A 24,468-nucleotide genomic window follows, 5' to 3' on the forward strand; every position below is an offset into this window, starting at 1 on the left:
CTAGCGAAACCTACGCCAGATCAAACCGATCGGCGTTCATCACCTTGACCCAGGCCGCGACGAAATCCTTCGCGAACTTCTCGGTCGCATCGGACTGGCCGTAGACTTCGGCAATCGCCCGCAGTTGCGAGTGCGAGCCGAAGATCAGGTCGACGCGGGTGGCGGTCCATTTGGGCTCGCCGGTGACCCGATCGACGCCCTGGTAGACGCTGTGATCCTCCGAGGCCGGACGCCACTTCGTGCCCATGTCGAGCAGGTTGACGAAGAAGTCGTTGCTCAGCGTTTCCGGCCGGTTGGTCAGCACACCATGCTGCGGCTGGCCCGCCCTAAGGGCGCGAAGCCCGCCCACCAGCACGGTCATTTCCGGCGCGGTGAGGCCGAGCAGCTGGGCGCGATCGACCAGGTTCTCCTCCGGCGACAGGCGCTGGCGGCCGTTCGAATAGTTGCGGAAGCCGTCAGCGGTCGGCTCGAGCGGCGCGAACGAGGCCGCATCGGTCTGTTCGGCCGTCGCATCGGCGCGACCCGGGGTGAACGGCACCACCAGATCGAGCCCGGCATCCTTGGCCGCCGTCTCGATCCCCACCGAACCGGCGAGAACGATCAGGTCGGCCAGCGATACGGGCTTGCCGAACTCCGACTGGATCGCCTCGAGATGGCCGAGCACCTTGCCGAGCTGTTCGGGCTGATTGACCGCCCAATCCTTCTGCGGCGCCAGACGGATGCGGGCGCCATTGGCGCCGCCGCGCATGTCCGAGCCACGATAGGTCGAGGCCGAGGCCCAGGCCGTGCTCACCAGTTCGGAGACTGTCAGACCGGTGGCAAGGATCTTTGCCTTGAGCGCCGCGATGTCGGCGTCGTTGACCAGCTCGTGCATAACCGCCGGGATCGGGTCCTGCCAGATCAGCTCTTCCGCCGGCACTTCCGGGCCGAGGTAGCGAACCTTCGGGCCCATGTCGCGGTGCGTCAGCTTGAACCAGGCGCGGGCGAAGGCGTCGGCGAACTGGTCTGGATTCTCGAAGAAGCGGCGCGAAATCTTCTCGTAGGCCGGGTCGATGCGCAGCGCCAGATCGGAGGTCAGCATGGAAGGGGCGTGGCGCTTGTCCTTGTCATGCGCATCCGGCACCGAGTTGGCGCCCATGCCGTGCTTGGGCGTCCACTGGTGGGCGCCGGCCGGGCTCTTGGTCAGCTCCCACTCGTAACCGAACAGGTTCCAGAAGAAGTTGTTGCTCCACTTGGTCGGGGTCGAGGTCCAGGTGACTTCGAGCCCGGAGCCGATGGCGTCGCCGCCCTTGCCGGTGCCGAAGCTGTTGACCCAGCCGAGCCCCTGCTCTTCGATCCCCGCCGCTTCCGGCTCGACGCCGACGAGCTTGGCGTCACCCGCGCCATGGGTCTTGCCGAAGGTGTGCCCGCCGGCGATCAGCGCCACGGTCTCTTCGTCGTTCATCGCCATGCGGGCAAAGGTGTCGCGGATATCGCGCGCCGAAGCGAGCGGATCCGGATTGCCGGCCGGCCCCTCGGGATTGACGTAGATGAGACCCATCTGCACCGCGGCCAGCGGGCTTTCGAGATCACGCTCCCCGCCATAGCGCTCCTCGTCGGAGAGCCACTGGCCTTCCTTGCCCCAGTAGATATCGAGCTCGGGCTCCCAGGTGTCGGCACGGCCGCCGCCGAAACCGAAGGTCTTGAAGCCCATCGATTCCAGCGCGACGTTGCCGGTGAGAATCATCAGATCGGCCCAGGAGATGGCCGAGCCGTATTTCTGCTTGATCGGCCACAGCAGGCGCCGCGCCTTGTCGAGGTTGACGTTATCGGGCCAGCTGTTGAGCGGCGCGAAACGCTGCTGCCCGCCGCCACCACCACCGCGGCCATCGGCGGTGCGATAGGTGCCGGCGCTGTGCCAGGCCATGCGGATGAACAGCGGACCGTAATGGCCGAAATCGGCCGGCCACCAATCCTGCGAATCGGTCATCATCGCCGTGAGGTCGGCCTTCAGCGCCTTGAGATCGAGTTTCTCAAACGCCTGGGCGTAGTCGAAAGCCGAGCCCATCGGGTTGGACAGCGCCGTGTGCTGATGCAGCACCGACAGGTCCAGCTGGTTCGGCCACCAGTCACGGTTGCTGCGGCTCGCGCTGCCATGCGGCACCGGGCACTTGCCCGCACCACCTTCGTTCGCTGCGTCCATGGTCGTCTCCGTCCGTCTCGAGTTCTGTTGTTGCGATAGGGCTTCCGGGTGACGCGACGGTGACCGCGCGCTTTGTCGCGATGAGTTCCCGCACCACACTTTGGAATAGTTCCATTGTGCCTCGGGCCAGGCACATAATGCCAATTGATTGCGCTTCTAGCTGTGATAACCCAGGGTTATGATCACGCTCCGACAGCTGCAATATGCCGTGGCGCTGGCGGAAACCGGCCATTTCGGCCGCGCCGCCGAGCGCAACCATGTCACCCAGCCTGGCCTCAGCCAGCAGATCCGGCAGCTCGAAGCCCTGTGTGGCGGCCCCCTGTTCGACCGGCTGGGCAAGTCGGTGCGACTCACGCCGCTCGGCCGCGAGTTCATCGAGCGAGCTCGGCCGATTCTCGAGCAGACCGAAGGGCTTATGTCCTTCGTCGGCGGCCAGCGCGGCAACCCCGCGCGGCCGTTGCGCCTGGGCGTCATCCCCACCGTCGCGCCGTATTTGCTACCGCATGTGTTCCCGGCGCTGCAGCGCGACTTGCCTGAGCTGAGTTTCACCGTCTCAGAGAGCCGCACCGACGCGCTCGTCGATGGCCTCGCCGACGGCAGCCTCGACCTCGCGCTGATCGCCAGCGAGCCAAAGGCGGGCGGCCCCCGCCTCGCCGCTGCCCCGCTCTTCGCCGACGAGTTCGTGCTGGCCACCGGCTCGGGCGACGAGGCGGAGGATCCCGTGCCGCTGGCCGAGATCGACGCCGACCGGGTGCTGCTGCTCGACGAGGGGCACTGCTTCCGCGATCAGGCGATTGCTGCCTGCGCCCTCGATCCGGACGTGGCCCGGCGCACCTTCGCCGCCACCTCGCTCTCGACCATCGTCGAGTTCGTCGCCAACGGCCAGGGCATCACGCTGCTGCCCGAGATCGCGCTGAAGAAGGAAGCCACCGGCGACCGTATCCGCATCCACCGGCTGCAATCACCCGGCGCGCGCCGCCTGCTGTCACTGGTCTGGCGCGAGGCAACGCCGTTCGGCGCGGTGTTCGAACAGGTGGCCGAAACGATCCGGCGGGCGCGGCCGACGGTGTAGGGAGGGCGCCCCGAGTGGTGATTAGTCGGGATAGTGGTTGGGCCCGATCCTGCACCACTCACCGGCCGTCATCCCAGCGAAAGCTGGGACCCCCACGGCGAGGGCTCTGTCCTCGTCCGGCGCAGCCCCTGCCAGAGAATAGATGGGTCCCAGCTTTCGCTGGGATGACACCGAGTTTGGAGCACGTGCAACGCGTCAGCTCACCCTGCGCCAGCACATCATCGTGCATAGGGCCCTACCCCGGATAAGCCGCCTGCCGCCAGGTGCGCACCTTCACCGCGTCGCCGGCCCGGATCGCGCCCTCGCGCTCGACCCAGCCGACCAGCCCGCGCTTGCCCATCGCTGCCTTGACGAAGCCGAACTCCAGATCCGCCCTGCCCTCATGCTGCGCCGCGATGGTCTTGCCGGTCTTGCGGCACGGGTCGTTGTCGCCGTCGATGCGAATGGTGGCGCCGGAGGGGAACATCATCAGGCTGCGCGGCGGCAGCTGCGTCAGGTGCGGGATACCGGAAATCACCAGGTTAGCGCCGACCCACTGCCCGAGGATCTGCGGCAGGTTGAGCGCCGCCGCAACCTCGGCCAGCTCTTCGGTGCTGAGGATCGAGAGCTGCCGCTCGTTGCGCATCGGCGTGCCGCGCGGATACCACGGCTCGCGCGTATTGCTCGGCCGCACCAGCCCCTCGTGCCGATCCCCGACAATGCCGGCATAGGTCAGCATCAGCTCCGGCCGCGCCGTCGATTCAACCGCTGCCGTCTCGACGACGAACGTGCCGTCGACCCGACCCTCGAGCGTCAGCGCCGGCATCGCTTCCGTCATGCCATCGCCCGCCGGCGGCGCACCACCGAATCCGCCGTGTAGACCACCAGCGACACCCAGATCAGCGCAAAACTGCCCAGCCGCACCGCGTTGAGGTGCTCGCCGAACAGCGTGATGGCAAGGAGGAAGGTGATCGACGGGGCAATGTATTGCAGCATGCCGACGGTCGTCATCTTCAGTCGCTGCACCGCGTAAGCGAACAGCAGCAGCGGCAGCACCGTCGCCGGTCCGGTCAGCGCCAGGAGCAGCAGCGAGTATGGATCGCCGTGCCAGCCGACGCCGCCGTCGCGCACGAACGTGTAACCCAGATAGCCTAGGGCGATCGGCGCCAGTACCGTGGTCTCGACGAACAGGCCCGGGGCGGAACCGACTTTGGCGGTCTTGCGGAGATACCCATAGACCGCGAAGGTCAGCGCCAGGCTGAGCGCCACATAGGGGATGCCGCCGATGGCGACCGCCTGGATGCCGATAGCCACCGCCGCAATGGCGATGGACACCATCTGCCAGCGGTTGAGCCGCTCACCGAGCAGCAGCACGCCGGTCGCCACATTCACCAGCGGCAGGATGAAGTAACCGAAGCTCGCTTCCAGCACCTGCCCGGTCTCAACCGCATAGACGTAGATCAGCCAGTTGCCGCCGAGGATCAGCGCCGCCAGCGCCATGGAGGTCACGGTGCGCGGGTCGCGCAGCGCCGCCCGCACCTCGGCCATCCGCCCGCCGAGGATCATGATGATGCCCAGCACCAGCAGCGACCACAGCGTCCGGTTGGCGACCACCGTCGCTGCGCCGACATGATGCAGCAGGTTGAACAGCAACGGCAGGAAGCCCCACAGCACGTAGGTCGCAACGCCCGCGGCGAGACCGCTTTCGCTACCTTGATTGTCGGTGCTGGTGACGGACGCCAATACGTGTCCTTCCGGGCCGAAGACGGCCGTGTGAGAGCCGCCTTTTAGCAGCGCCCATGGCCCCGGCACAAATCAGAGTTTGTGATTGCCGGCACAACCCACCTTGATGGTGATCAAACCAATCGCCACGTCCTGCGTTAGCCTTCTTGTACCCACCAAAGGAGCACGCCATGAAAGCCAAGATCACCTGGATCCTAATCGCCGATGGAGCGACGGCCAAGGTGTTCGAGCACAACGGCCCCGGCAAGGGATTGCACGCCGTGGACGACCTGATGTTCGAGCAGACGCCCCTCAAGGCCGGTGAGATCATGGCGGATCGTCCGGGGCGCAGCTTCTCCTCAGTCGGCCATGGCCGCAGCGCTATGGAGCCGTCCTCGGATCCGGTGGCGGTGCGCGAGCGGCGCTTCGTCGAGAACGTCGCCGAAGAACTGGAGCGCAAGCACCAGCAGCACGCCTTCGACCAGCTGATCGTCGCCGCGGCGCCCACGGCGCTGGGCGACCTGCGCCCGGTGTTCAGCAAGGGCCTGCGCGACATGATCGTTGCCGAACTGCCCAAGGACCTGACCAATCTGCCGACCGCCCAGCTTGGCCAGCATTTCGACGGTCTCCTGGCCATCTGAGGCCCACATGCCATCCCAATATGGAGGGGCGGCCCTTGAGCCGCCCCTTTCGCTTACTCGGTGAACTGCACCGTCGCCAGCATCTGCCCGGCGCGGAACGCCGCAGACGTGCCGCCCTCGGGCGCGCTCCAGTAGACGAACTGGCTGGAGCCGAAGCCCGGTTGCACATAGTAGAAATTCTGGAACAGCAGCGATCCATCGGGGATCTGCACCTGGTACTCGATCACGTTCCAGGCCTTGCCGCCGATATTCTCCAGCCGCTCGCTGACGATCGAGACGTTCTCGGGCTTCGCATCGAGCGCCGCTGCTGCCGCATTGCTGAGGATGGCTTCGCGGAACTGCGAGACCGGCCAGGCGCCGTTCTCGTTGATCACTGCAAAGCCGATCGTCTCGTCGCTGGAATAGTAGAGAAACTCCTGGTCGCCGGATGGCGTCTGCGTCGCCCAGCCCGTGGCATCGACACAGGCACTGAGCTTCACCTTCGCGCTGGTGATAGTTTCGCACGCCAGCGCCGGCGTGATGAGCACCACCGCCGAGGCGATGGCGCCGAGGAGTATCCGGTTCATTCTTCGAGCCCTTCCCAAGGATTACTTCGGAGGGGACCTTGTCGCCGACACCGCGCCGCTGGCAAGCGCATTTGCAGCAACGGCGGGAGTTATTCTGCCGCCTGCCGGGGCGCGAGGTCGCCGACGGCTTCCCCTGTTGCCAACACGAAACCTTCGTCCAGCCAGCCGGTGACACCGCCGATCATCAACTTCACCGGCAGGCCGAGTTGGGCCAGCCGCAGCGCCCCCTTGTCCGCACCGTTGCAGTGCGGCCCGGCACAGTAAGTGACGAACAGGGTGCCGTCGGGCCACTCGGTCATCTTGCGCGCGGTGATCTTGCCATGCGGCAGGTTGATCGCGCCGGGCACGTGCCCCTGTGCGTAAAGCGTCGGGCTCCTCACATCGAGCAGCACGAAGTCATTGACCGCACGGCTGAGCGCGTCATGGACATCCCAGCAATCGGTCTCGAAACCGAGCTTGCGGGAAAAATGCACCAGCGCCTCGGCGGACGCCGCGGCAGGGACAAGGGCGACATTGCTGGTCATTCGGGCCTCCGTGGAGTGATTCAGGATTGGAATGGCCAGAACCTGCCGGAAAACGGCGCGATCGGTCAGTGGCGGGAATGCCAATATACGGTAAGATACCGCCATCATGGGCCAGCCCAACCGCCACGTCGCCATCCTCGCCTACGATCAGCTCTGCATGTTCGAGTTCGGCATCGCCGTCGAAGTCTTCGGCCTGGCGCGGCCGGAATTTGCGCATCTCGACTGGTACACCCACGAGATCGTCGGCATCGAGCCCGGCCCCTATCGCGCCAGCGGCGGCATCAGCGTGGCGGCCAATCACGACCTCGGCCGGCTCGCAGCGGCCGGGTTGATCGTGGTCCCCGGCTGGCGCGGCGCCATGACCCCGGTGCCGGAACCGCTGATCGCGGCGCTGCGGGCCGCGCACGCCCGCGGCGCCCGCATCGCCACGCTCTGCTCCGGCGTGTTCGTTCCGGCCCGCTCCGGGCTGCTCGAGGGCCGGCGCGCCACCACCCACTGGCGCTACGCCGAGATCCTCCGCGCCGAGTTTCCTTCGATCGAGGTTCTGCCCGACATCCTCTATTCCGAGGACGGGACCCTCCTCACCGCGGCCGGCTCAGCCGCCGGCATCGACCTCTGTCTCCACATCGTCCGCCAGGATTTCGGCGCCGAAATCGCCAACACCGTGGCGCGCCGGCTGGTGCTGCCGGCGCATCGCGATGGCGGCCAGGCGCAGTTCGTCGCCCGGCCGGTGGCGAAAGAACGCCGCGGACGCATCGGCCCGCTACTCGACGCGCTGCGCCAGCGCCTGAACGAAGATTGGAGCATCGCCCGGATGGCAGAGCTGGCAAGGCTTTCCGAGCGCACCTTGATTCGCCACTTCAACGACGCGACCGGCCTCAGCCCGCTCACCTGGCTGATCGCCGAACGGGTCGAGCGCAGCAAGGAACTGCTGGAAACCACCGATTTCGGCCTCGACGCCATCGCCGAAGCCAGCGGTTTCCGCAGCCAGGAAACCCTGCGCCATCACTTCCGTAGCCGCACAGGCGTCAGCCCCAGCGCCTTCAGGCGCAGTTTTGGCCGGATCGCGGCGGAGGAGTGATCCGCGATGCCAATTGCAATTCCCTCTGATTCCCTCTAGATACTCCTAATATCGTTCTGGGAGCATCGGATGAGATCGATCGACGTGTCGACCGCAGTCTACGCTGCAATTTGGGCTAACCGCGCAACGGGGGAGGAGTCGGAGGATGAGATTTTGAAGAGGATCTTTGGACTGAATACGCAGAGCCCGCCGCAGCCTAGCGGGAAGAAAACACGCTGGGTCGACGATATTGTGCGGGCGCTTTCTGAACTCGGGAGCGAGGCCCACTACTCAGACATCTATCCCGCAGTTCGCAGCTTGAGGACTGCCGAAGGGCGCTCGGTACCGCTCCGCCTCGAAGAGGTCGTACGGAAGGAAATCGAGACACATTCGTCCGACTCAGACGCCTTCCAGCACCGAGAGGATTTATTCAAAGCACCAAGGGGAAAGGGGGCTGGGTACTGGGCGCTTCGCTAGTCGTCGCTCTCTTCCCCATCGTCCTCGCCCTGCCCGGTCACCGCTTCGAGGAACTCGAACAGGATCGGGTCGAACAGGTCGGGGCGCTCGAGGCTGGGGAAATGCGCCGTGTCCTCGAGCACCACCGCGAAGGCATTCTCCAGTTCTTCGCTGAGGTCCTCGTGGATGGCGATGATGTCGGAGCAGTCGAGCTCGCCCACCACCAGCAAGGTCGGCGCGGTGATCACCGACAGGTTGTGGAACGCCGGTTCCGGTCGTTCTTCCTGGGTCAGCGGCGCATGGTTGAGGTGGATTTCGTTCATCGCGAGGAACAGGTCGCGCACCGGTCCGGTCACCCGCCCCGCTTCGCCATACGGCCCATCGAGCCACTGGTGCGCCTGGATGCGGTTGGCGGTGCTGATATTGCCGCGCTCTTTGGCGTATTCGAACGCCTCTTCGAGCTGCTCGACTTCCTCGTCGACCTCATAACCCTCGGCCCCGGTCACCCCGGTGCCCATCAGCGCCAGCGCGATCGTCCGGTTCGGATGCTCCAGCGCGAAATCGACAGCCAGCGCACCGCCCATCGACGAGCCCACCAGGATCGCGGCGTGGACGCTGAGCCGGTCGAGCACCGTCTCGAGATCCACCAGGTGGTTGAACGGCACATCGGCCGTCTCGGTCTCGCCATAGCCGCGCCGGTCGTAGCTGATGACGTGGTAGCCCTCGGCCGCCAGCTGGCGCATCTGCTCGGCCCACATGCGCCGGTCGGTGACGCCGGAATGGAGGAACACCACCGGAATGCCAAAGCCGGCGGCCTCGCCGCGGATCAGCGCACCATCGAAGTCGATTTCAAAGGGAGAGGTCATGGCAGGCACCTCGAAAAGGAAAGCGCGGCACTTAGCACCACTGCTGCGCTTAGGCCAGACCGCGAGCTAGCCTGAGATTGGCTGAGCCGTTAGGCTCGGCTCCTGCACTGGGGGGTCTGTCATGCTGAACCTGCGCCTGCATTACGTCTCCATCGTTGTCCGCGACCTTGACCGCTCGCTGGCCTTCTACCGCGACATCCTGGGCCTGCAGCCTTTGCCTCGACCGGATTTCCCGGTGCGCGGTGCGTGGCTGTCCTGCGGCGACCGGCAGGTTCATCTCGTCGTCCACGACGGGCAGACGTTTCGCGACAGCGATAGCGTCGACAACAATGACGGGCACTTCGCGCTCAACACCGACGACTTCGACGCTGTCGTCAGCGCGATGGCCGCGAGCGGGTTCAGCGAGCATGCCGCGGACGGTGATCCGCGCCGTCTCCTCGTCAAAAGAACCGGCGCGGCGGGTTTTGCGCAGCTATACGTGCTCGATCCCGACCGCAACATCGTCGAGGTCAACGCGGCGCCGTCGTAAGGCGGATTGCTGCCATGCGCCAAGGCTGCTAGTCACCGGCAACCGCAGGAGAATGCCTTTGACCACGCTTCCCATCCCCGCCGCGCGGCAGGATGGCCTTAGCTGAACGTGTTCGCTGACGCCTGATTTCCGTCGCTCGGCTCGTGCCGCGCCAGCTTGCTGGTGCCACCCCACCTCATTGCCGAGAACCAACATGCTGATCGAAGCAACTGCTTCCGACTTCGCCGCCCTCACACGAGGCCGCGGCCCCCGAAACCTGCGCCTTGTCGCCGACATCGCCCCGCCGGAGGTGCTGGCCATGCTGGGCGACCTTGCTGCCACCATACGCGAGAGTTTTGCGCCTGCCGCCTGGCTGGTGGTCGAAGACGACACCGTCGTCGGCCTCCTCTCGCTGATCCGGCCCCCGGACGAGGACGCCGTCACCATCGGCTACGGCATCGCTCCGGCCCGCCAGGGCCGCGGCATTGCCACCCGCGCCGTGACCGACCTGCTCGCCTGGGCCAAGGCCGACCCGCGCGTCGGCATTGTCGTGGCCGAGACCGCGCTCGATAATCTCGCCTCCCAGAAGGTGCTCACCGCCAACGGCTTTGTCCGCGCCGGCGAGCGCGTCGACCCGGAAGATGGCCCGGTGATCGTCTGGCGCAGGAGCCCCTGAGCCGCCTCAGGGGGCGGCCGCCGTGCCGCCCCTACTTCAGCGCCACGATGAACAGCCGCGGGAAGCGCAGCAGCACCTTGCCATCGCCCGTCCTCGGATAGGCCTCGGCGATCAGCTCGAGGTAGCGGGCGAGGAACTCCTCGCGCTCGGCTGGCTCCAGCGGATCGATGAAGGGGCGGAGCCCCGTCGCCTTGACCCACTCGACGATCGCCTCGGGACCGTCGAGCACGTGGTTGTAATTGGTGTGCCAGATATCGAGGCGGCGCGCCGTGGGACGGAGGGCATCGTAGTAGACGCGGACCGGCAGCAGCGGCGCCCGCGCCGCCTGCTTCAAGCGCTCGCTCCACGGGCCATCGGCGGCCAGTTGCCGCATCAGCTGGTGCGAGGGCTCAGCCATATTGTCGGGCATCTGCACCGCCAGCACACCGCCCTCCGGCTGGGCGGCAGCGACGCGGGTGAGCGACACCAGATGCTTGGGCACCCATTGGTAGATGGCGTTGGCGAAAACGAGGTCGGTCTCCGGCTCCGGCACCCAGCTATTGGCGTCCGCCTCGTCGAACCTCGCTTGCGGCACGCGCTGCCGCGCCTCGGCCAGCATGTTGGGCGAACTGTCGAGCCCGATCACCTCAGCATCAGGAAACCGGGCCACTAGCAGCTCTGTCGAGTTGCCCGGCCCGCACCCCATGTCGACGACCCGTCCCGGCGCCACCAATGGCACCTGCGCCAGCAGGTCCCGCGCCGGCCGCGTCCGCTCGTCCTCGAACCTCAGGTAAGTGGAAGGCGACCAGTCAGCCATGGCGTACACCCCGTGTTGTTGCCCGGACTTCTCGATGCCAGCGTTGCCGCCGTCAAGTCGCACATCCGCAACGCCCGGCCGGCGGCAGAATCGATGCACCCCGCTCCTATGCGAGCGATGCGAAATTTGTTATTCGCCCCGGCAGTTGCGTCCTAGCCAACCTTTCGAGCCGACTGGAGCCCCGATGAGCACGATCCTGAAAAGCCTGCCCAAGGGAGAAAAAGTCGGCATCGCCTTCTCCGGCGGCCTCGACACCAGTGCGGCCCTGCTGTGGATGAAGCAGAAGGGCGCTAAGGTCTATGCCTACACCGCCAATCTCGGCCAGCCCGACGAGGCCGACTATGACGAGATCCCGAAGAAGGCGATGGATTTCGGCGCCGAGAACGCGCGCCTCGTCGATTGCCGCACCCAGCTGGTGCACGAAGGTATCGCCGCCATCCAGTCGGGCGCCTTCCACATCTCGACCGGCGGCATCACCTACTTCAACACCACCCCGCTCGGGCGCGCCGTCACCGGCACCATGCTGGTCTCGGCCATGCAGGAAGACGGCGTCAACATCTGGGGCGACGGCTCGACCTTCAAGGGCAACGACATCGAGCGCTTCTACCGCTATGGCCTGCTGACCAACCCCAACCTGCGCATCTATAAGCCCTGGCTCGACCAGCAGTTCATCGACGAGCTGGGTGGCCGCTCCGAGATGTCGGCCTTCCTCACCGCGCACGGCTTTGCCTACAAGATGAGCGCCGAGAAGGCCTACTCGACCGACAGCAATATCCTCGGCGCCACCCATGAGGCCAAGGATCTCGAGAGCCTCGACACCGGCATCAAGATTGTCAGCCCGATCATGGGCGTGCCGTTCTGGCGCGACGACGTGAACGTTCCGGCCGAGAAGGTGGTGGTGCGCTTCGCCGAGGGCCAGCCGGTGGCGCTGAACGGCCAGAGCTTCGCCGATCCCGTCGCCCTGTTCCTCGAAGCCAATGCCATCGGCGGCCGCCACGGCCTCGGCATGAGCGACCAGATCGAGAACCGCATTATCGAGGCCAAGAGCCGCGGCATCTACGAGGCGCCGGGCATGGCGCTGCTGCACATCGCCTACGAGCGCCTGGTCACCGGCATCCACAACGAGGACACCATCGAGCAATACCGCATCAGCGGCATGCGCCTGGGGCGCCTGCTCTACCAGGGCCGCTGGTTCGACTCGCAGGCCCTGATGCTGCGCGAGACCGCGCAGCGCTGGGTGGCCAACGCCATTACTGGCGAAGTGACGCTCGAACTGCGCCGCGGCAACGACTACTCGATCCTCAACACCGAAAGCCCGAACCTCACCTATGCGCCCGAGCGGCTGAGCATGGAAAAGGTCGAGGACGCGCCGTTCACGCCTGCCGACCGCATCGGCCAGCTGACCATGCGCAACCTCGACATCGCCGACACCCGGGCGAAGCTGGATCTCTACGCCAAGACCGGCCTGATCTCGCTGGGCGAAGGCGGGGACATGCTTCGGCTCGAGGGGGAGAAGGAGTAAGGGCGCCGGGACCCCGACCCTTCAAAGGCCCCCCAAGGTATCCTTGGTCAGCTGATTGTACTCGTCCACCAGCCTGACAAACGAACCGCAATCAGCAGCGGTATCGGCCTCCGTTCGAACCTGGATGCCGTTGCCGCTCTGAAAGACCGTGCGGATAACTATGCTCGGGTGTGCGTAGTGAGTGGTGCGGGTACGGCACACAACCTGGTACGTGCGCTCGATACTAAGGCATTGGAAATCGCCCGAGATCGACATGGCCGCGGCCGTCGGCTGCTTTCGGTAGTGGTCCCACATCTGCGTGATGCGTGCTGCCTCGATTGGACGGCACTTGGATGCGGCCTCGACTGGGGCTGCAGCGACAAGCGCAGCGCCCAAGACTAGCAAGCGAACACTCTTCATCGACGGCCCCAGATGTGCTGGCCGCGAGTATTGGCAAGGCGGCGCGTGCAAGTCCATAGAACCAGCACGCGCCGCTCGATACTTAGTTACCGCGTCAGCTTCTTGTACGTCACCCGGTGGTTGTTCACCGAGTCCGCGCCCAGGCGCCGGATTTTGTCCTGCTCGTAATCCTGGAAGTTGCCTTCGAACCACTCGAAGTGGCTGTCGCCTTCATAGGCCAGCATGTGCGTGGCCAGCCGATCGAGGAACATGCGATCGTGGCTGATGATCACGGCGCAACCGGCGAATTCCTCCAGCGCTTCTTCGAGCGCCGCGAGGGTTTCGGTGTCGAGGTCGTTGGTCGGCTCGTCGAGCAGCAGCACGTTGGCGCCCGATTTCAGCATCTTGGCGAGGTGCACGCGGTTGCGCTGTCCGCCGGACAGGTTCCCCACCTTCTGCTGCTGGTCGGCACCCTTGAAGTTGAAGGCCGAGGTGTAGGCGCGCGAGTTCATCTCGCGCTTGCCCAGCATCAGGATTTCGTTGCCGCCGGAGATTTCCTCCCACACCGTCTTGTTCGGCGCGAGCGTATCGCGGCTCTGGTCGACATAGCCGAGGTTGACGTTGTCGGCGACGGTGATGGCGCCCGAATCCGGCTTCTCCTGCCCGGTGATCATCCGGAATAGCGTCGACTTGCCGACCCCGTTCGGGCCGATAATGCCGACAATGCCGCCCGGCGGCAGCTTGAAGGTCAGGTTGTCGATCAGCACTCGGTCGCCATACGACTTGGTGACCCCATCGATGTCGATGACGTTCTGGCCCAGCCGCTCGCCCGGCGGGATGATAATCTGCGCCGTCGACGACAGGGTGCGCGCCTCGTTGACCTTCACCAGCTCGTCATAGGCGCGGATACGCGCCTTGGATTTGGCCATGCGGGCCTGCGGGCTCTGGCCCATCCACTCGCGTTCGCGCTCCAGCACCTTGGCGCGGGCGGCATCTTCCGACTGCTCCTGCGCAAAGCGCTTGGCCTTGGCGTTGAGGTAGGCCGAGTAGTTGCCCTCGTAGGGCACGCCGCGGCCGCGATCGAGCTCGAGGATCCAGCCGGTGACGTTGTCGAGGAAGTAGCGGTCGTGGGTGATGATCAGCACCGCGCCGGCGAATTCGCGCAGGTGGTTTTCGAGCCACGCCGTGGTCTCGGCGTCGAGATGGTTGGTCGGTTCGTCCAGCAGCAGCAGGTCGGGCTTCGACAACAGCAGCGCACAGAGCGCCACGCGCCGCTTCTCGCCGCCCGACAGCGTGTCGACCGACGCCTCACCCGGCGGGCAGCCCAGCGCCTCCATGGCGACTTCGACCTGGCTGTCGAGATCCCAGAGGTTCTGGCTGTCGATAATGTCCTGGAGCCTCGTCGCCTCGTCGGCGGTCTCGTCGGAGTAGTTCATCATCAATTCGTTGTAGCGATCGATGACGTCCTTCTTCTCCTTGACGCCGGTCATGACGTTGCCCTTGACGTCGAGCGCCGGGTCGAGCTGCGGCTCCTGCGCCAGGTAGCCGACCTTGGCGCCATCGGCCACCCAGGCCTCGCCGGTGAACTCGGTGTCGATGCCGGCCATGATGCGCAACAGCGTCGACTTACCCGAGCCGTTCGGACCCAGCACGCCGATCTTGGCGTCGGGGTAGAAACTCAGGTGGATGTTATCGAGCACCTTCTTGCCGCTGGCATAGGCCTTGGACATTCCGTGCATGTGATAGATGAACTGGCGCGCCATGAGGGCACTGCTCCCGCCGCTAAACCCTGAAAGATCGAGCGCCGTATGTAGGGGAACCCGCCGCGCGGGGCAACACCGGGCGGACGTGTTGCGCCGCTGCCGCCGACGGGTCACAAAGTCGCGGAACACCAAGGGGAGGATTCGACATGCCGCAGAGACCCAACTTCGCCCGCCGCGGCCGCAGCCTCTTGCCGGGCCAGGTTTCGGAGCTGACCATCATCGACATCGATGGCGGCAACCGGCAGGTGCTGTTCACCGCCGACGAGATCATCGAAGCCCCGAACTGGACGCCTGACGGCAGGACCCTGGTGTTCAACGCTGGCGGCGAGCTGTGGACCATCGCCGCCGACGGCACCGGGGAGATCGAGCGGATCGACACCGGTCACCTCAGCGACCTCAACAACGACCATGTGCTGTCGCCCGATGGCACCACGGTCTATGTGAGCTCCGACGACGGGCATCTCTATGCCCTGCCGATCACCGGCGGCGCCCCGCGGCGGGTATCGAACAGCTACCCGCACCGCCACCATTATTACCTGCACGGCATCTCGCCCGACGGCAAAACGCTGTCCTATGTCGGGATCAACGCCGTGGGCGATAACCAGTGGGCCAAGGTCAACATCTGGACCATCCCCGCCGCCGGCGGCCCGGATATGCAGCTGACCGACGTGCTGGTGCCCAATGATGGCGCCGAGTACTCGCCCGATGGCCAGTGGATCTGGTTCAACTCCGAGCAGGGCTCGCCCGGCCACGCCCAGATCTTCAAGATGCGCACCGACGGCTCGGAGCTGACCCAGATCACCTTCGACGAGCGGGTGAACTGGTTCCCGCATTTTGCACCCGACGGCCAGTCGATCGCCTATCTGAGCTACCCGCCCGGCACCAAGGGTCACCCCGCCGACAAGGATGTGATCCTCCGCTTCATGCGCCCCGACGGCACCGGCACCCGCGACATCATCGGCTTCAACGGCGGCCAGGGGACGATCAACGTCAATTCCTGGGCGCCGGACAGCCGGCGGTTTGCCTATGTGGCGTATCCGGTGGGCGCTTAGCTCCATACGGGGTGTGATCCCAGCCAGGGCCCTATCCCCGATGTCCCCCCACCCACGGTGTCACCCCGGCGCAGGCCGGGGCCCATCCTGAGGTGGTGCGGCTACGCGGACGAGCCGAAGCATCTCAGGATGGGTCCCGGCCTGCGCCGGGATGACATCGCGTTTGGGGCGCGTCTGGTGGTGAAACTCACCAGTGTCAGGCCAGCGGGAATGACGCCCGTGATGGGCTAAAACTCCAACGCCCGCCCGTCCACCACCTCCTTCATCACGAAGAACGTCCGCGTCTGCCTTACCCCTGGCAGCCCGATCAGTTGCGTGCCGTGCAGGCGGTTGAAATCGGCCATGTCGCGCACCCGGATCTTCAGGAAATAGTCGAAGTCGCCGGCCACCAGGTGGCAATCGAGTACGAATTTCAGTTTCTGCACCGCGCTCTCGAAGGCCGCAAAACTCTCGGGCGTCGAGCGGTCGAGCACCACGCCGACCAGCACTAGCGTGCCGAGCTCGACCTTGTGCGGCGCCACCACCGCCCGGAAGCCGGAGACATAGCCAGCCTCGACCAGTTGCTGGGTCCGCCGGTGACAGGTGGCGGCGCTGACGCCAACTTCGACGGCAAGGTCGGCATTGCTGATCCGGCCGTCGCGCTGCAGCGCGCGCAGCATCCTGAGATCGATGCGGTCGAGAGCGGAGTCGGAAGATTCTTTCATTGTGATCCTCATCGTCGGCAGATAGCGCATCAGTGGGTCGCCCCCAGGCGGCCGTCCGAAGCAATCGACGCACCAACATTGAAAGCACCCATCGCGAGACAATTGCTAGCCTTGAGTCAGATTTCGAGCTCAAGGACCCCGGCATGAACCTCGCGAAGTTCCCGCGCTATCCCCTCACCTTCGGCCGCACGCCGATCGAGAAACTCGACCGCCTCGGCGCCCATCTCGGTGGCAGCGTTGAGCTCTATGCCAAGCGCGAGGATTGCAACTCCGGCCTCGCCTTCGGCGGCAACAAACTCAGGAAGCTCGAATACATCGTCCCCGATGCCATCGCCTCCGGCGCCGATACGCTGGTGTCGATCGGTGGCGTGCAGTCCAACCACACCCGCATGGTCGCGGCCGTCGCCGCCAAGATCGGCTTCAAATGCCGGCTGGTGCAGGAGAGCTGGGTGCCGCACGAGGATGCGGTCTATGACCGGGTCGGCAACATCATGCTGAGCCGCATCATGGGCGCCGATGTGCGGCTGGTCGACGATGGTTTCGATATCGGCATCCGCGACAGCTGGAAGAACGCCATCGCCGAGGTCGAGGCCGCGGGCGGCAAACCCTACCCGATCCCCGCCGGCGCCTCGGTGCACAAGTTCGGCGGCCTCGGCTATGTCGGCTTTGCCGAGGAAGTGCGGGCGCAGGAAGCCGAGCTCGGCTTCAAGTTCGACTATGTCGTCGTCTGCACCGTTACCGGTTCCACCCATGCCGGCATGCTGGTGGGCTTTGCCGCCGATGGCCGCGCCCGCAACGTCATCGGCATCGATGCCTCGTGCACACCGGAGCAGACCCGCGCCCAGGTGCTGGAGATCGCCCAGCGCACCGCCGAGCTGGTCGAACTGGGCTTGCCCATCACCGCCGAAGACGTGGTGCTGCGCGAGGAATACGCCTACCCGATCTATGGCGTCCCCTCCGAGGAGACCAAGGAGGCCATCCGCCTCGTCGGCCGGCTCGAGGGCATGATCACCGACCCGGTCTATGAGGGCAAATCCATGCAGGGGATGATCGACCTCGTGCAGAAGGGCTTCTTCCCTGATGGAAGCAAGGTGCTCTACGCCCACCTCGGCGGCGCCCCTGCCCTCAATGGGTATGGGTATGCGTTCCGGAACGGGTGATCTGCGGGCACTCTTAGGATCCCCACGAGGCCGCTCCCTGCTCCCCTCCCCCTTGAGGGGAGGGGTGGGGGGTGGGGGTCCATCGGTGATCACAGAACCACCCCCTCCCTCGATCCCTCCCCTTAAGGGGGAGGGAGGCGATCACAGCATCCCCTAGCGAACCCGCAGGCCCCTACCCCGCCACCTCGGCGATCAGCCACTGCGTGATCGGCGCGGTGTTGGCGAAATGCTCAAGGCACACCTCGGCGAAATCCGGCTTGGCCGCGGCGCTCGCCGGCAGTTCGATGCCGGCGGTCAGCCCCTCGTAAAGCAGGAACTCAGCCCGGTCAGGATCGGTCTCGAAGCCGCGCGGCATCAGCTTCCGGGTCTTCTCGCCGATGGCGTAGTCCCCCTTGGCCTTCACCGCCGCGACCGCCGCGACCAGCGCCTTGCCGGAGCGCGGGTGGATGATCGACTGGCGAAAACTGTCGAGCGTCTCCTTGTCGAAGCCATACATGCCGGTACCGAGGAACACCCGCTCCGCCTCGATATGCACGTAGAACCCCGGCCGGTCCCAGCCGCGCTTGTCGCCATGCCAGAACCACAGCGCCAGGTGCTGCTTGTAGGGCCGCTTGTCCTTACTGAAGCGGATGTCGCGATTGATGCGCGAGATCGAGCCGTTGACCTTGGGGTCGAACTGCACCTCCGGCGAGATCGCCTTGAGCTTCGGGCCGATCTCGGCGACGAACGCCTTGCCCGGCTCGACATACCCGGCCTCATAGAGCGGCCGGTTGGCGTCGAACCACGCCTTCTCGTTATGCGCCGCGATCCCCGCGAGAAACTCGAAGGTCTGTTTGGGGAAGCCGCTCACTCGAATGCTCCTACACGTGTAATCCGATAGGACTGCTTGGCCTCGAGCCCATCCAGCCACGCATCGGACCAGCGCGGGTGGCGGGCAAACTCCTCGGTGGCAAGCGGCGCAATCTCGAACCGGTCGCGCACGAAACTCTCCGGCGCCGCCTGCTGCGCGACGGTATCGAGGAAGCCGGCATCGAACACAATGGCGCCGTCGAAATCGACGCTCTTGAGGTCGGCTCCGCTGAAATCCACGACCCCGAAGATGGTGTTGCGGAACGTGCTGCCAGCCATTGAGGTCCCGGCAAATGTAGTGTTGTGCACCACGCCACCATCGAAATTGATGCCGAAGCCGCGGCTGCCATCGAACGAGGCGTGCTTCAGGATTGCGCCGGAGAAATCCGCCCCTGACAGCTGCGCCCCCTGCTTCAACCCTGCGCCGCCGCTGATCGAGGGCAGCTCGCCGGCGGTGAAGCGTGTGTAGTTGATGTTGGCGTTGCGAAACCGCGCATGCTCGAGATAGGCCCCATCGAACTCCGCGCCCACCAGCAATTGCCGGTCGAAATTAGCAAAGCGCAGCGCCGCGAAGTGAAAGCGGATGGCGCTGCCGCTGCTCGCCGACCGCACCTCCGCAAAGCTGAAATCGGCGCCGTTCAAGGTCGAGAAATCGGTGAGCCCGTTGGAGATCAGCAAGCCGATGATCTGGCCGCGCTCCGGCGACAATGGCCGGTCGGACATCACGCCACTTTGCTCGCCCGCGAACTGCACCGCGCCGCTGGCCGCATCGAGCTGCTGGCGCACGGTCGCCGATGCAGCAAGGTCGGTCCGACGCAGCAGGCCGGACGACATCAGCAGGTTCTCGTCGAGATCGGTCAGCGGGTTGCGCAGGTACCGGTAGGGCCGCGCCGCCGTGGTCGCCGCGATGATCCGCGCCCGTAAGCCCGGGCTGAGCAGGGCAATGGCGGGCTGGTCGCCGGCAAAGGTGTTGAACCCCGCCACCTCCTGCGCCACCTGCGCGCCGATCTCCAGAATCTCCGGCACGATCGAGGTGGAGCGCTGCGCCTCGCCCAGCTCGATCTGGCTCTGGATAAAGCGGTTCTGCTCTTCGATGCGCCCGTTCTGGTCCTGCATCAGCCCGATCTGGGTGCGCAGCAGCTGGTTCTGCTGGAACAGCAGCGCCGACCCCGCCAGCGCGGCGATGGCCGCGATGAAGGCAGTGATCGTCGCCATCAGCCAGCGCCGGGTCGAGACCCAGGCGTAGCGGGCCAGCACCAGTTCGGCGAGATCGCGGGCGGAATCGGTTGCCTCGGCGACCTTCTGCTGCGCGGCAAAGCGCGCGACTTCCGAGAGCGGCCGGGCGAAGCGCTCCATCTCCACTTCGCTGCGTTTGAACAGGCTCTCCCAGATCTGCCGCCGGAAGATCATCAGCACCGCGGTGATGACCAGCACCAGGACGAGAAAACCGAACAGCAGCCCGAACACCAGCCCGCCATTGGCAGTGACGAACTCCACTCCGAACGTCGCCAGCGGGAAGCCGACGACGACACCGACGATGAAGACGACGATCGCAATACCCAGCGTCGCCATGGCAGCGTTGAACGCCCGGGCCCGTTCGCCGGGGCGATCCACGTCCGGCGCCGGCTGTCCCTGCTTATCGTCGCTCATTGTTCGTCCCCGAACTCCCGAGGGGAAGATTATCCGAGTTCAGTGGGCCGGCAAGCTCGGCTCAGTGCTCACATGGGAAGCACTGTTGGCTCCACCCACTCGGTGTCATCCCAGCGAAAGCTGGCACCCAACTCACCACCTGCGCGGGCCGACAGATGGGTCCCAGCCTTCGCTGGGATGACACCCGGTGGGGAGGCCAGCCGGTAGGACCACTCCACGCAGAGTGGCGGCTCTAAGCCTCGATCCAAACCGGCACCGATTTGAACGCCGGGGTCTTCGAGCGCGGATCGACCGCCGTGCCGCACAGCACATTGGCTTCGGGATAATAGGCCAGGGCCGAACCGCGCGGCAGGTCGAAGGCCATCGCGGTGCCCTCCATCCGCCCCGTGTCCGAGGCGAGAGTGACCCGCTGCCCGTCGCGCACCCCGAGCGCCGCCATGTCCTCGCGGTTGAGGAAGATGGCGTCGCGCCCGGCCTTCAGCCGGTAGCTGTCCTGCTCTTCATAGATGATGGTGTTGAACTGCCCTTCCGAGCGCACCGTGGCGAGGGTCAGCGGCGCGGCGGCTTTGGGCAGCGGCGTGACGACGAAATGCGCCTTGCCGTCGCGCGTGCCAAACTCAGGCGTGTGCATGACGCGGTGCTTGATGTGGAACTCGCGCTTTGCCACGTCGATATCGGCCAACTGCTCCAGCCCCGGCACGACTTTCGCAATGACTTCACGGACTTGCCGGTGTTCCTTGAATCGTTCGAAGGGCACCGGGCTATCCGGCAGCAGGAGCTTCGCGAGATCGCAGAGGATCACCGTTTCCGGCCGCACGTTGTCCAGCCGCTCGATGCCGCCATCCGACAGGCGAACGAAGTTGAACATCGATTCCTGCGTGGTCGGCGACCACTCCTCATCGCGGGCAGTGACAGGGAGGATCAGCACCTCCCCGGCGCCCAAGCCATGGACATGGCCGCGGTTCAGCGTGGTGGTGAGGAACAGCTTGAAGCCGATCGCCTCCATGGCGCGGCTGGCGAAGGCAGTATCGGGCGTGGCGCCCCAGAGGTTCCCGCCCATGATCACCGCGCTGTCGATCTCGCCGCGCGCGGCGGCCTCGAGCCCGGCCATGGTATCAAGCCCCTTGGCCCGGCCGAGCTTGACCCCGAACGCCTGTTCCATGGCGACGAAGACCTGCTCGGAGACCACCGGCTTCACCCCGATGGTGCCGATGCCCTGGACGTTCGAGTGCCCGCGCAGAGGCAGGAGGCCGGAGTAGCGCTTGCCGATCATCCCTCGGAGCAGCGCCAGGTTGGCGATGGCTTCGACATTTTCCACCCCATGCAGGTGGTGCGTCATCCCCATGCCCCAGGCGAACACCACGTTCTGCCGGTTGGCGTAGCGGGTGGCGACGCGCTCGATTGCACCCTGCGACAGGCCGGTGATGGTCTCGATCTCTTCCCACGAAACCGCCTCGAGGTCGGCCCGCAGCGCCTCGAAATCCGCCGTGTGCTGCGCGATGAAGCTTTGGTCTTCGGCGCCGATGGCGACCACCGCCTTCATCAGCCCCTTGAACAGCGCGATATCGGAGCCGATCCGCGGCTGCAGGTAGTCCGACGCAATCTCAGTGCCGCCCGACAGCATCGAAGTTGGCGATTTCGGCACCGCGAACTTCACCAGCCCGGGTTCCTTCGCCGGATTGATGACGATCACGTCGCCGCCGCGGTCGCGGCAATGCTTCAGCATGTGGATGAAGCGCGGGTGGTTCGACGACGGGTTGGCGCCGATGACGAAGATCAGGTCGGCCCCGGTCAGGTCCTCGAGCTCGACCGTCGCCGTGCCCTTGCCGATGGTGGTGGCCAGCCCCTCGCTGGTCGCCTGGTGGCAGTAATACGAGCAGTTGTTGACGTTGTTGGTGCCCCAGACCCGCGCCAGGAGCTGGAACACGAAGCCGGCCTCGTTGGACGAGCGGCCAGAGGAATAAAAGAAGCTGCGGTTCGGATCGGTCACCTTCAGCTGCGCCGCGGCGTGGGCGATGGCGAAATCCCAGTTCACCGGCTCATAGCGGTCGGCGCCGGCTGCCTTGAACAGCGGCGTGTTGAGCCGGCCGAGCTTTTCCATCTCGCGGCCCGAGAGCTGCTGCAGGTCGCTCAGCGGATGGAGGAACGCCTCGTTCGGGATGGCCGGCTGGATATCGGTCGATTGCGCCTGCACCGATTTGTTGCAGACCGAGGGAAACTCGCCGAGCTCATTGGTCATCCCGCCCTTCTGCCCGCCCATGCCATAGGCACAGGCCTTGCAGGTATTATGCGCGGTCAGCGCCTTGGCGGCCTTGCCGACGCCCATCCGGCGAATGGTGTCGACCGTGTAGAGCAGTTTTTTGGGGCCGCCGCCAACGATGCGCGGCCTGTCGTCGATAGTCATGAAGCATCCTCGTTGGCGCGAAGGTTAGCATGGCCAAGTGAACGCAAAAAGCGCCGGTGCAAGCCGCCCCCCACCCCTGTCCCCTCCCCGCGAGGGGGAGGGAGACCGGAACACCGGCATCTCGGTTGACGTCGCCCTCCTCCCACCGGCCGAAGTGATGTCCTTTTCTGTCCGCTCCTTGTCCCGCCCCGGCCTTTCGGTCATCCTTGGGCCGCCCTACGCTCCGGCCATCATCCAGCCTCACGAGGTCCAGAAATGTCCGATACCGCCGTGCTCGTCATCGATGCCCAGGAATCGTTCCGGCAGCGCCAGAACTGGTTCGAGACCGACTACGCCACCTACCTCAGGAATCAGCAGGCGCTGATCGATGGGGCGCGGGCCAAGGGTCATGCCGTCATCCGCGTGCTGCATGTCGAGCCCGAGGGCATCTTCTCACTCGCCTCCGGCTTTGTTCGTCCGCTCGCCGAACTGCAGCTGACGCCCGATGCGGAATTCCATAAGACCCGGCATTCGGCTTTGGTCGGCTCGGGGCTCGATGTCTGGCTGACCGAAAACGGCATCCGCCGCCTGATCGTCTCGGGCATCCGCACCGAGCAGTGCTGCGAGACCACCACCCGGCACGCCTCCGATCTCGGCTGGCAGGTCGACTATGTCACCGAGGCAACCCACACCATGGCGCTCACCGACAAGACCGGCCGCACCTGGAGCGTCGAGGAACTGAAGGCCCGCACCGCCGCGGTGCTCGATGGCCGCTTCGCGCGGGTCTGCACTATCGCCGAGGCACTGGCCGGCGCGCCAAAAGCCGCTGCCGCGTGAGCCCCGTCCCGCGGAAACTTCCGGTCTATGTCGTGCTGCCGGCGCGCACCCTGCTGCTCGACGTCGCGGGGCCGATGGAGGCCCTGCGCAAGGCCAACCAGTTGCAGTCGGAGGTCCTGTTCGAGGTCCGCTATGTCGGCGCCCTACCCGAGATCACCAGCTCGATCGGCCTCGTGGTCAGCGGCATCGCGCCGCTGCCCGAGGCGATCGAGGATAACGCCATGGTGGTGCTCTCGGGCGATACCGAGCTGATCCTCGGCGCCGAGCAGCTGGGCCCGATCGAAGCGCCCCTGCAGGGCTCGGACGAAATCGTCGCCTGGCTGCGCCACAATATCCGGCCGGGCATCCGGCTGGTTTCGATCTGCTCGGGCGCCCTGCTCGCTGCCCGCGCCGGCCTGCTCGACGACCACGCCTGCACCACGCATTTCACCGATTGTGCGCTGCTCGCCGAAACCGCGCCCACCGCCCGCGTGCTGGAGAACCGGCTCTATGTCGAGGATCGCGAGCGCTACACCAGCGCCGGCATCACCGCCGGCATCGACCTGATGCTGCACATTATCGGCCAGTTGGTGAGCCCGGCGACCGCGGCCGCCGTGGCGCGCTTCCTCGTCGTCTACCTGCGCCGCGCCGGCACCGACCCGCAGCTCTCGCCCTGGCTCGAGGGTCGCAACCATATCCACCCGGCCATCCACCGGGTGCAGGATGCCATCACCGCCGATCCGGCGCGTGACTGGTCGCTCGAGACCTTGGCCGAAATCGCCTTTGCCAGCCCCCGCCACGTCTCGCGCCTGTTCAACGAGCATGCCGGAATGAGCATCCCCGATTACGTCAACCGGCTGCGGGTCGCGCTCGCCCAGCAACTGCTCAGCGAAACCCGCCTCGACATGGAGCGCATCGCTGAACGCACCGGCTTCGCCTCCTCCCGCCAGCTGCGCCGCGCCTGGGGCCGCATCAACCCGACCCCGCCGAGCGCGGCGCGCTCGCACTAGCTGAGGGAACACGCAAGCCCCTTCGACGTTACCCCCGGGTCGCTGCAGGAGAGCGCCGATGAATCCTTGGGCCAGCGTGACGCCACTGCCTCCGCCGATTCCACTCGCCACCGGATGGCTTCAACCGCCCGGC

At 65.8% G+C, this 24,468-nt stretch carries 24 protein-coding genes; 11 read left to right on the forward strand and 13 right to left on the reverse strand.

Annotated features, from left to right (window positions below; all coding sequences use genetic code 11):
- Window positions 1–10: 10 nt before the first annotated feature.
- Window positions 11–2,182 carry a catalase/peroxidase HPI gene (katG, locus tag ACSQ23_RS16735; RefSeq protein WP_436091265.1) on the reverse strand — a complete coding sequence of 724 codons (2,172 nt, stop codon included), beginning with the start codon at window positions 2,180–2,182 and terminating at the stop codon, window positions 11–13.
- A gap of 178 nt (window positions 2,183–2,360) precedes the next feature.
- On the opposite strand from katG, the gene ACSQ23_RS16740 reads away from it, so the two are divergent.
- Entirely contained in the window at window positions 2,361–3,254 is an 894-nt protein-coding gene (locus ACSQ23_RS16740; RefSeq protein WP_055880169.1) for a hydrogen peroxide-inducible genes activator, read from the forward strand.
- Window positions 3,255–3,489: 235 nt separating this feature from the next.
- Here the strand turns inward: ACSQ23_RS16740 and ACSQ23_RS16745 are convergent, their stop codons facing one another.
- Window positions 3,490–4,071 (reverse strand): MOSC domain-containing protein, encoded by a 582-nt coding sequence (locus tag ACSQ23_RS16745; protein ID WP_436091266.1) that lies wholly within the window; start codon window positions 4,069–4,071, stop codon window positions 3,490–3,492.
- Entirely contained in the window at window positions 4,068–4,976 is a 909-nt protein-coding gene (gene rarD / locus ACSQ23_RS16750) for an EamA family transporter RarD (protein WP_055880173.1), read from the reverse strand. The genes ACSQ23_RS16745 and rarD overlap by 4 nt, the downstream gene beginning before the upstream one ends.
- Before the next feature lie 170 nt (window positions 4,977–5,146).
- Between rarD and ACSQ23_RS16755 the strand changes: the two genes are divergently transcribed.
- Window positions 5,147–5,596 carry a host attachment protein gene (locus ACSQ23_RS16755; protein ID WP_055880175.1) on the forward strand — a complete coding sequence of 150 codons (450 nt, stop codon included), beginning with the start codon at window positions 5,147–5,149 and terminating at the stop codon, window positions 5,594–5,596.
- A 53-nt stretch (window positions 5,597–5,649) separates the two neighbouring features.
- Here the strand turns inward: ACSQ23_RS16755 and ACSQ23_RS16760 are convergent, their stop codons facing one another.
- Window positions 5,650–6,162, reverse strand: a complete 513-nt coding sequence (locus ACSQ23_RS16760) for a hypothetical protein (protein ID WP_055880178.1) — start codon at window positions 6,160–6,162, stop codon at window positions 5,650–5,652.
- Between the two features lie 89 nt (window positions 6,163–6,251).
- Window positions 6,252–6,686, reverse strand: coding sequence for a rhodanese-like domain-containing protein (locus tag ACSQ23_RS16765; RefSeq protein ID WP_332692467.1), 435 nt, complete (start codon window positions 6,684–6,686; stop codon window positions 6,252–6,254).
- A 106-nt stretch (window positions 6,687–6,792) separates the two neighbouring features.
- Between ACSQ23_RS16765 and ftrA the strand changes: the two genes are divergently transcribed.
- Window positions 6,793–7,767 (forward strand): transcriptional regulator FtrA, encoded by a 975-nt coding sequence (gene ftrA, locus ACSQ23_RS16770; protein ID WP_436091267.1) that lies wholly within the window; start codon window positions 6,793–6,795, stop codon window positions 7,765–7,767.
- A gap of 69 nt (window positions 7,768–7,836) precedes the next feature.
- Window positions 7,837–8,223 carry a hypothetical protein gene (locus ACSQ23_RS16775; protein ID WP_436091268.1) on the forward strand — a complete coding sequence of 129 codons (387 nt, stop codon included), beginning with the start codon at window positions 7,837–7,839 and terminating at the stop codon, window positions 8,221–8,223.
- Here ACSQ23_RS16775 and ACSQ23_RS16780 read toward each other — a convergent pair.
- On the reverse strand, window positions 8,220–9,068 hold the full coding sequence (locus tag ACSQ23_RS16780; RefSeq protein ID WP_436091269.1) for an alpha/beta fold hydrolase: 849 nt from the start codon (window positions 9,066–9,068) through the stop codon (window positions 8,220–8,222). The genes ACSQ23_RS16775 and ACSQ23_RS16780 overlap by 4 nt on opposite strands.
- Window positions 9,069–9,189: 121 nt before the next feature.
- Between ACSQ23_RS16780 and ACSQ23_RS16785 the strand changes: the two genes are divergently transcribed.
- Together ACSQ23_RS16785 and ACSQ23_RS16790 are read left to right on the forward strand one after the other, a co-directional pair.
- Window positions 9,190–9,597, forward strand: coding sequence for a VOC family protein (locus ACSQ23_RS16785; RefSeq protein WP_436091270.1), 408 nt, complete (start codon window positions 9,190–9,192; stop codon window positions 9,595–9,597).
- Window positions 9,598–9,790: 193 nt separating this feature from the next.
- Entirely contained in the window at window positions 9,791–10,252 is a 462-nt protein-coding gene (locus ACSQ23_RS16790) for a GNAT family N-acetyltransferase (protein WP_436091271.1), read from the forward strand.
- Window positions 10,253–10,283: 31 nt separating this feature from the next.
- Here the strand turns inward: ACSQ23_RS16790 and tam are convergent, their stop codons facing one another.
- On the reverse strand, window positions 10,284–11,048 hold the full coding sequence (tam, locus tag ACSQ23_RS16795; RefSeq protein WP_436091272.1) for a trans-aconitate 2-methyltransferase: 765 nt from the start codon (window positions 11,046–11,048) through the stop codon (window positions 10,284–10,286).
- Window positions 11,049–11,232: 184 nt separating this feature from the next.
- Here tam and argG point away from each other — a divergent pair, with 184 nt between their 5' ends.
- Window positions 11,233–12,570, forward strand: coding sequence for an argininosuccinate synthase (argG, locus tag ACSQ23_RS16800; protein ID WP_436091273.1), 1,338 nt, complete (start codon window positions 11,233–11,235; stop codon window positions 12,568–12,570).
- A gap of 21 nt (window positions 12,571–12,591) precedes the next feature.
- On the opposite strand, the gene ACSQ23_RS16805 is transcribed toward argG, so the two are convergent.
- Entirely contained in the window at window positions 12,592–12,969 is a 378-nt protein-coding gene (locus ACSQ23_RS16805) for a hypothetical protein (protein WP_436091274.1), read from the reverse strand.
- Between the two features lie 86 nt (window positions 12,970–13,055).
- On the reverse strand, window positions 13,056–14,711 hold the full coding sequence (ettA, locus tag ACSQ23_RS16810; RefSeq protein ID WP_055880198.1) for an energy-dependent translational throttle protein EttA: 1,656 nt from the start codon (window positions 14,709–14,711) through the stop codon (window positions 13,056–13,058).
- 146 nt (window positions 14,712–14,857) lie between these two features.
- On the opposite strand from ettA, the gene ACSQ23_RS16815 reads away from it, so the two are divergent.
- A complete protein-coding gene (locus ACSQ23_RS16815; RefSeq protein ID WP_436091275.1) occupies window positions 14,858–15,763 on the forward strand; it encodes a TolB family protein in 906 nt (301 codons plus the stop codon).
- 227 nt (window positions 15,764–15,990) lie between these two features.
- Here ACSQ23_RS16815 and ACSQ23_RS16820 read toward each other — a convergent pair whose 3' ends face one another.
- Window positions 15,991–16,467: an Lrp/AsnC ligand binding domain-containing protein gene (locus ACSQ23_RS16820; protein ID WP_436091276.1), complete on the reverse strand. Its 477-nt coding sequence runs from the start codon at window positions 16,465–16,467 to the stop codon at window positions 15,991–15,993.
- A gap of 143 nt (window positions 16,468–16,610) precedes the next feature.
- Between ACSQ23_RS16820 and ACSQ23_RS16825 the strand changes: the two genes are divergently transcribed.
- A complete protein-coding gene (locus tag ACSQ23_RS16825) occupies window positions 16,611–17,627 on the forward strand; it encodes a 1-aminocyclopropane-1-carboxylate deaminase (RefSeq protein WP_436091277.1) in 1,017 nt (338 codons plus the stop codon).
- 172 nt (window positions 17,628–17,799) lie between these two features.
- On the opposite strand, the gene ACSQ23_RS16830 is transcribed toward ACSQ23_RS16825, so the two are convergent.
- From ACSQ23_RS16830 to ACSQ23_RS16840, 3 genes are all read right to left on the reverse strand, one after another.
- The gene (locus ACSQ23_RS16830) at window positions 17,800–18,477 is read right to left on the reverse strand and encodes a DUF2461 domain-containing protein (protein WP_436091278.1); all 678 of its coding nucleotides are present in this window, start codon (window positions 18,475–18,477) and stop codon (window positions 17,800–17,802) included.
- A complete protein-coding gene (locus ACSQ23_RS16835; protein WP_436091279.1) occupies window positions 18,474–20,126 on the reverse strand; it encodes a pentapeptide repeat-containing protein in 1,653 nt (550 codons plus the stop codon). The genes ACSQ23_RS16830 and ACSQ23_RS16835 overlap by 4 nt, the downstream gene beginning before the upstream one ends.
- Before the next feature lie 232 nt (window positions 20,127–20,358).
- Window positions 20,359–22,530, reverse strand: a complete 2,172-nt coding sequence (locus tag ACSQ23_RS16840) for an FdhF/YdeP family oxidoreductase (RefSeq protein ID WP_436091280.1) — start codon at window positions 22,528–22,530, stop codon at window positions 20,359–20,361.
- 255 nt (window positions 22,531–22,785) lie between these two features.
- Here ACSQ23_RS16840 and ACSQ23_RS16845 point away from each other — a divergent pair, with 255 nt between their 5' ends.
- Both ACSQ23_RS16845 and ACSQ23_RS16850 read left to right on the forward strand, forming a co-directional pair.
- The gene (locus ACSQ23_RS16845) at window positions 22,786–23,346 is read left to right on the forward strand and encodes a cysteine hydrolase family protein (RefSeq protein ID WP_436091281.1); all 561 of its coding nucleotides are present in this window, start codon (window positions 22,786–22,788) and stop codon (window positions 23,344–23,346) included.
- Complete coding sequence (locus ACSQ23_RS16850) at window positions 23,343–24,335, forward strand: GlxA family transcriptional regulator (protein WP_436091282.1); 993 nt, start codon at window positions 23,343–23,345, stop codon at window positions 24,333–24,335. The genes ACSQ23_RS16845 and ACSQ23_RS16850 overlap by 4 nt, the downstream gene beginning before the upstream one ends.
- Window positions 24,336–24,468 lie beyond the last annotated feature (133 nt).

Origin of the sequence: Devosia sp. LjRoot16, assembly GCF_964252795.1 — a bacterium.
Classification (GTDB): Bacteria; Pseudomonadota; Alphaproteobacteria; order Rhizobiales; family Devosiaceae; genus Devosia_A.

Coding starts and splice junctions, on each gene's coding strand:
- katG (WP_436091265.1), bottom strand. CDS start 2,182: ATGGACGCAGCGAACGAAGGTGGTGCGGGCAAGTGCCCGGTGCCGCAT.
- ACSQ23_RS16740 (WP_055880169.1), top strand. CDS start 2,361: ATGATCACGCTCCGACAGCTGCAATATGCCGTGGCGCTGGCGGAAACC.
- ACSQ23_RS16745 (WP_436091266.1), bottom strand. CDS start 4,071: ATGACGGAAGCGATGCCGGCGCTGACGCTCGAGGGTCGGGTCGACGGC.
- ACSQ23_RS16755 (WP_055880175.1), top strand. CDS start 5,147: ATGAAAGCCAAGATCACCTGGATCCTAATCGCCGATGGAGCGACGGCC.
- ACSQ23_RS16760 (WP_055880178.1), bottom strand. CDS start 6,162: ATGAACCGGATACTCCTCGGCGCCATCGCCTCGGCGGTGGTGCTCATC.
- ACSQ23_RS16765 (WP_332692467.1), bottom strand. CDS start 6,686: ATGACCAGCAATGTCGCCCTTGTCCCTGCCGCGGCGTCCGCCGAGGCG.
- ftrA (WP_436091267.1), top strand. CDS start 6,793: ATGGGCCAGCCCAACCGCCACGTCGCCATCCTCGCCTACGATCAGCTC.
- ACSQ23_RS16775 (WP_436091268.1), top strand. CDS start 7,837: ATGAGATCGATCGACGTGTCGACCGCAGTCTACGCTGCAATTTGGGCT.
- ACSQ23_RS16780 (WP_436091269.1), bottom strand. CDS start 9,068: ATGACCTCTCCCTTTGAAATCGACTTCGATGGTGCGCTGATCCGCGGC.
- ACSQ23_RS16785 (WP_436091270.1), top strand. CDS start 9,190: ATGCTGAACCTGCGCCTGCATTACGTCTCCATCGTTGTCCGCGACCTT.
- ACSQ23_RS16790 (WP_436091271.1), top strand. CDS start 9,791: ATGCTGATCGAAGCAACTGCTTCCGACTTCGCCGCCCTCACACGAGGC.
- tam (WP_436091272.1), bottom strand. CDS start 11,048: ATGGCTGACTGGTCGCCTTCCACTTACCTGAGGTTCGAGGACGAGCGG.
- argG (WP_436091273.1), top strand. CDS start 11,233: ATGAGCACGATCCTGAAAAGCCTGCCCAAGGGAGAAAAAGTCGGCATC.
- ACSQ23_RS16805 (WP_436091274.1), bottom strand. CDS start 12,969: ATGAAGAGTGTTCGCTTGCTAGTCTTGGGCGCTGCGCTTGTCGCTGCA.
- ettA (WP_055880198.1), bottom strand. CDS start 14,711: ATGGCGCGCCAGTTCATCTATCACATGCACGGAATGTCCAAGGCCTAT.
- ACSQ23_RS16815 (WP_436091275.1), top strand. CDS start 14,858: ATGCCGCAGAGACCCAACTTCGCCCGCCGCGGCCGCAGCCTCTTGCCG.
- ACSQ23_RS16820 (WP_436091276.1), bottom strand. CDS start 16,467: ATGAAAGAATCTTCCGACTCCGCTCTCGACCGCATCGATCTCAGGATG.
- ACSQ23_RS16825 (WP_436091277.1), top strand. CDS start 16,611: ATGAACCTCGCGAAGTTCCCGCGCTATCCCCTCACCTTCGGCCGCACG.
- ACSQ23_RS16835 (WP_436091279.1), bottom strand. CDS start 20,126: ATGAGCGACGATAAGCAGGGACAGCCGGCGCCGGACGTGGATCGCCCC.
- ACSQ23_RS16840 (WP_436091280.1), bottom strand. CDS start 22,530: ATGACTATCGACGACAGGCCGCGCATCGTTGGCGGCGGCCCCAAAAAA.
- ACSQ23_RS16845 (WP_436091281.1), top strand. CDS start 22,786: ATGTCCGATACCGCCGTGCTCGTCATCGATGCCCAGGAATCGTTCCGG.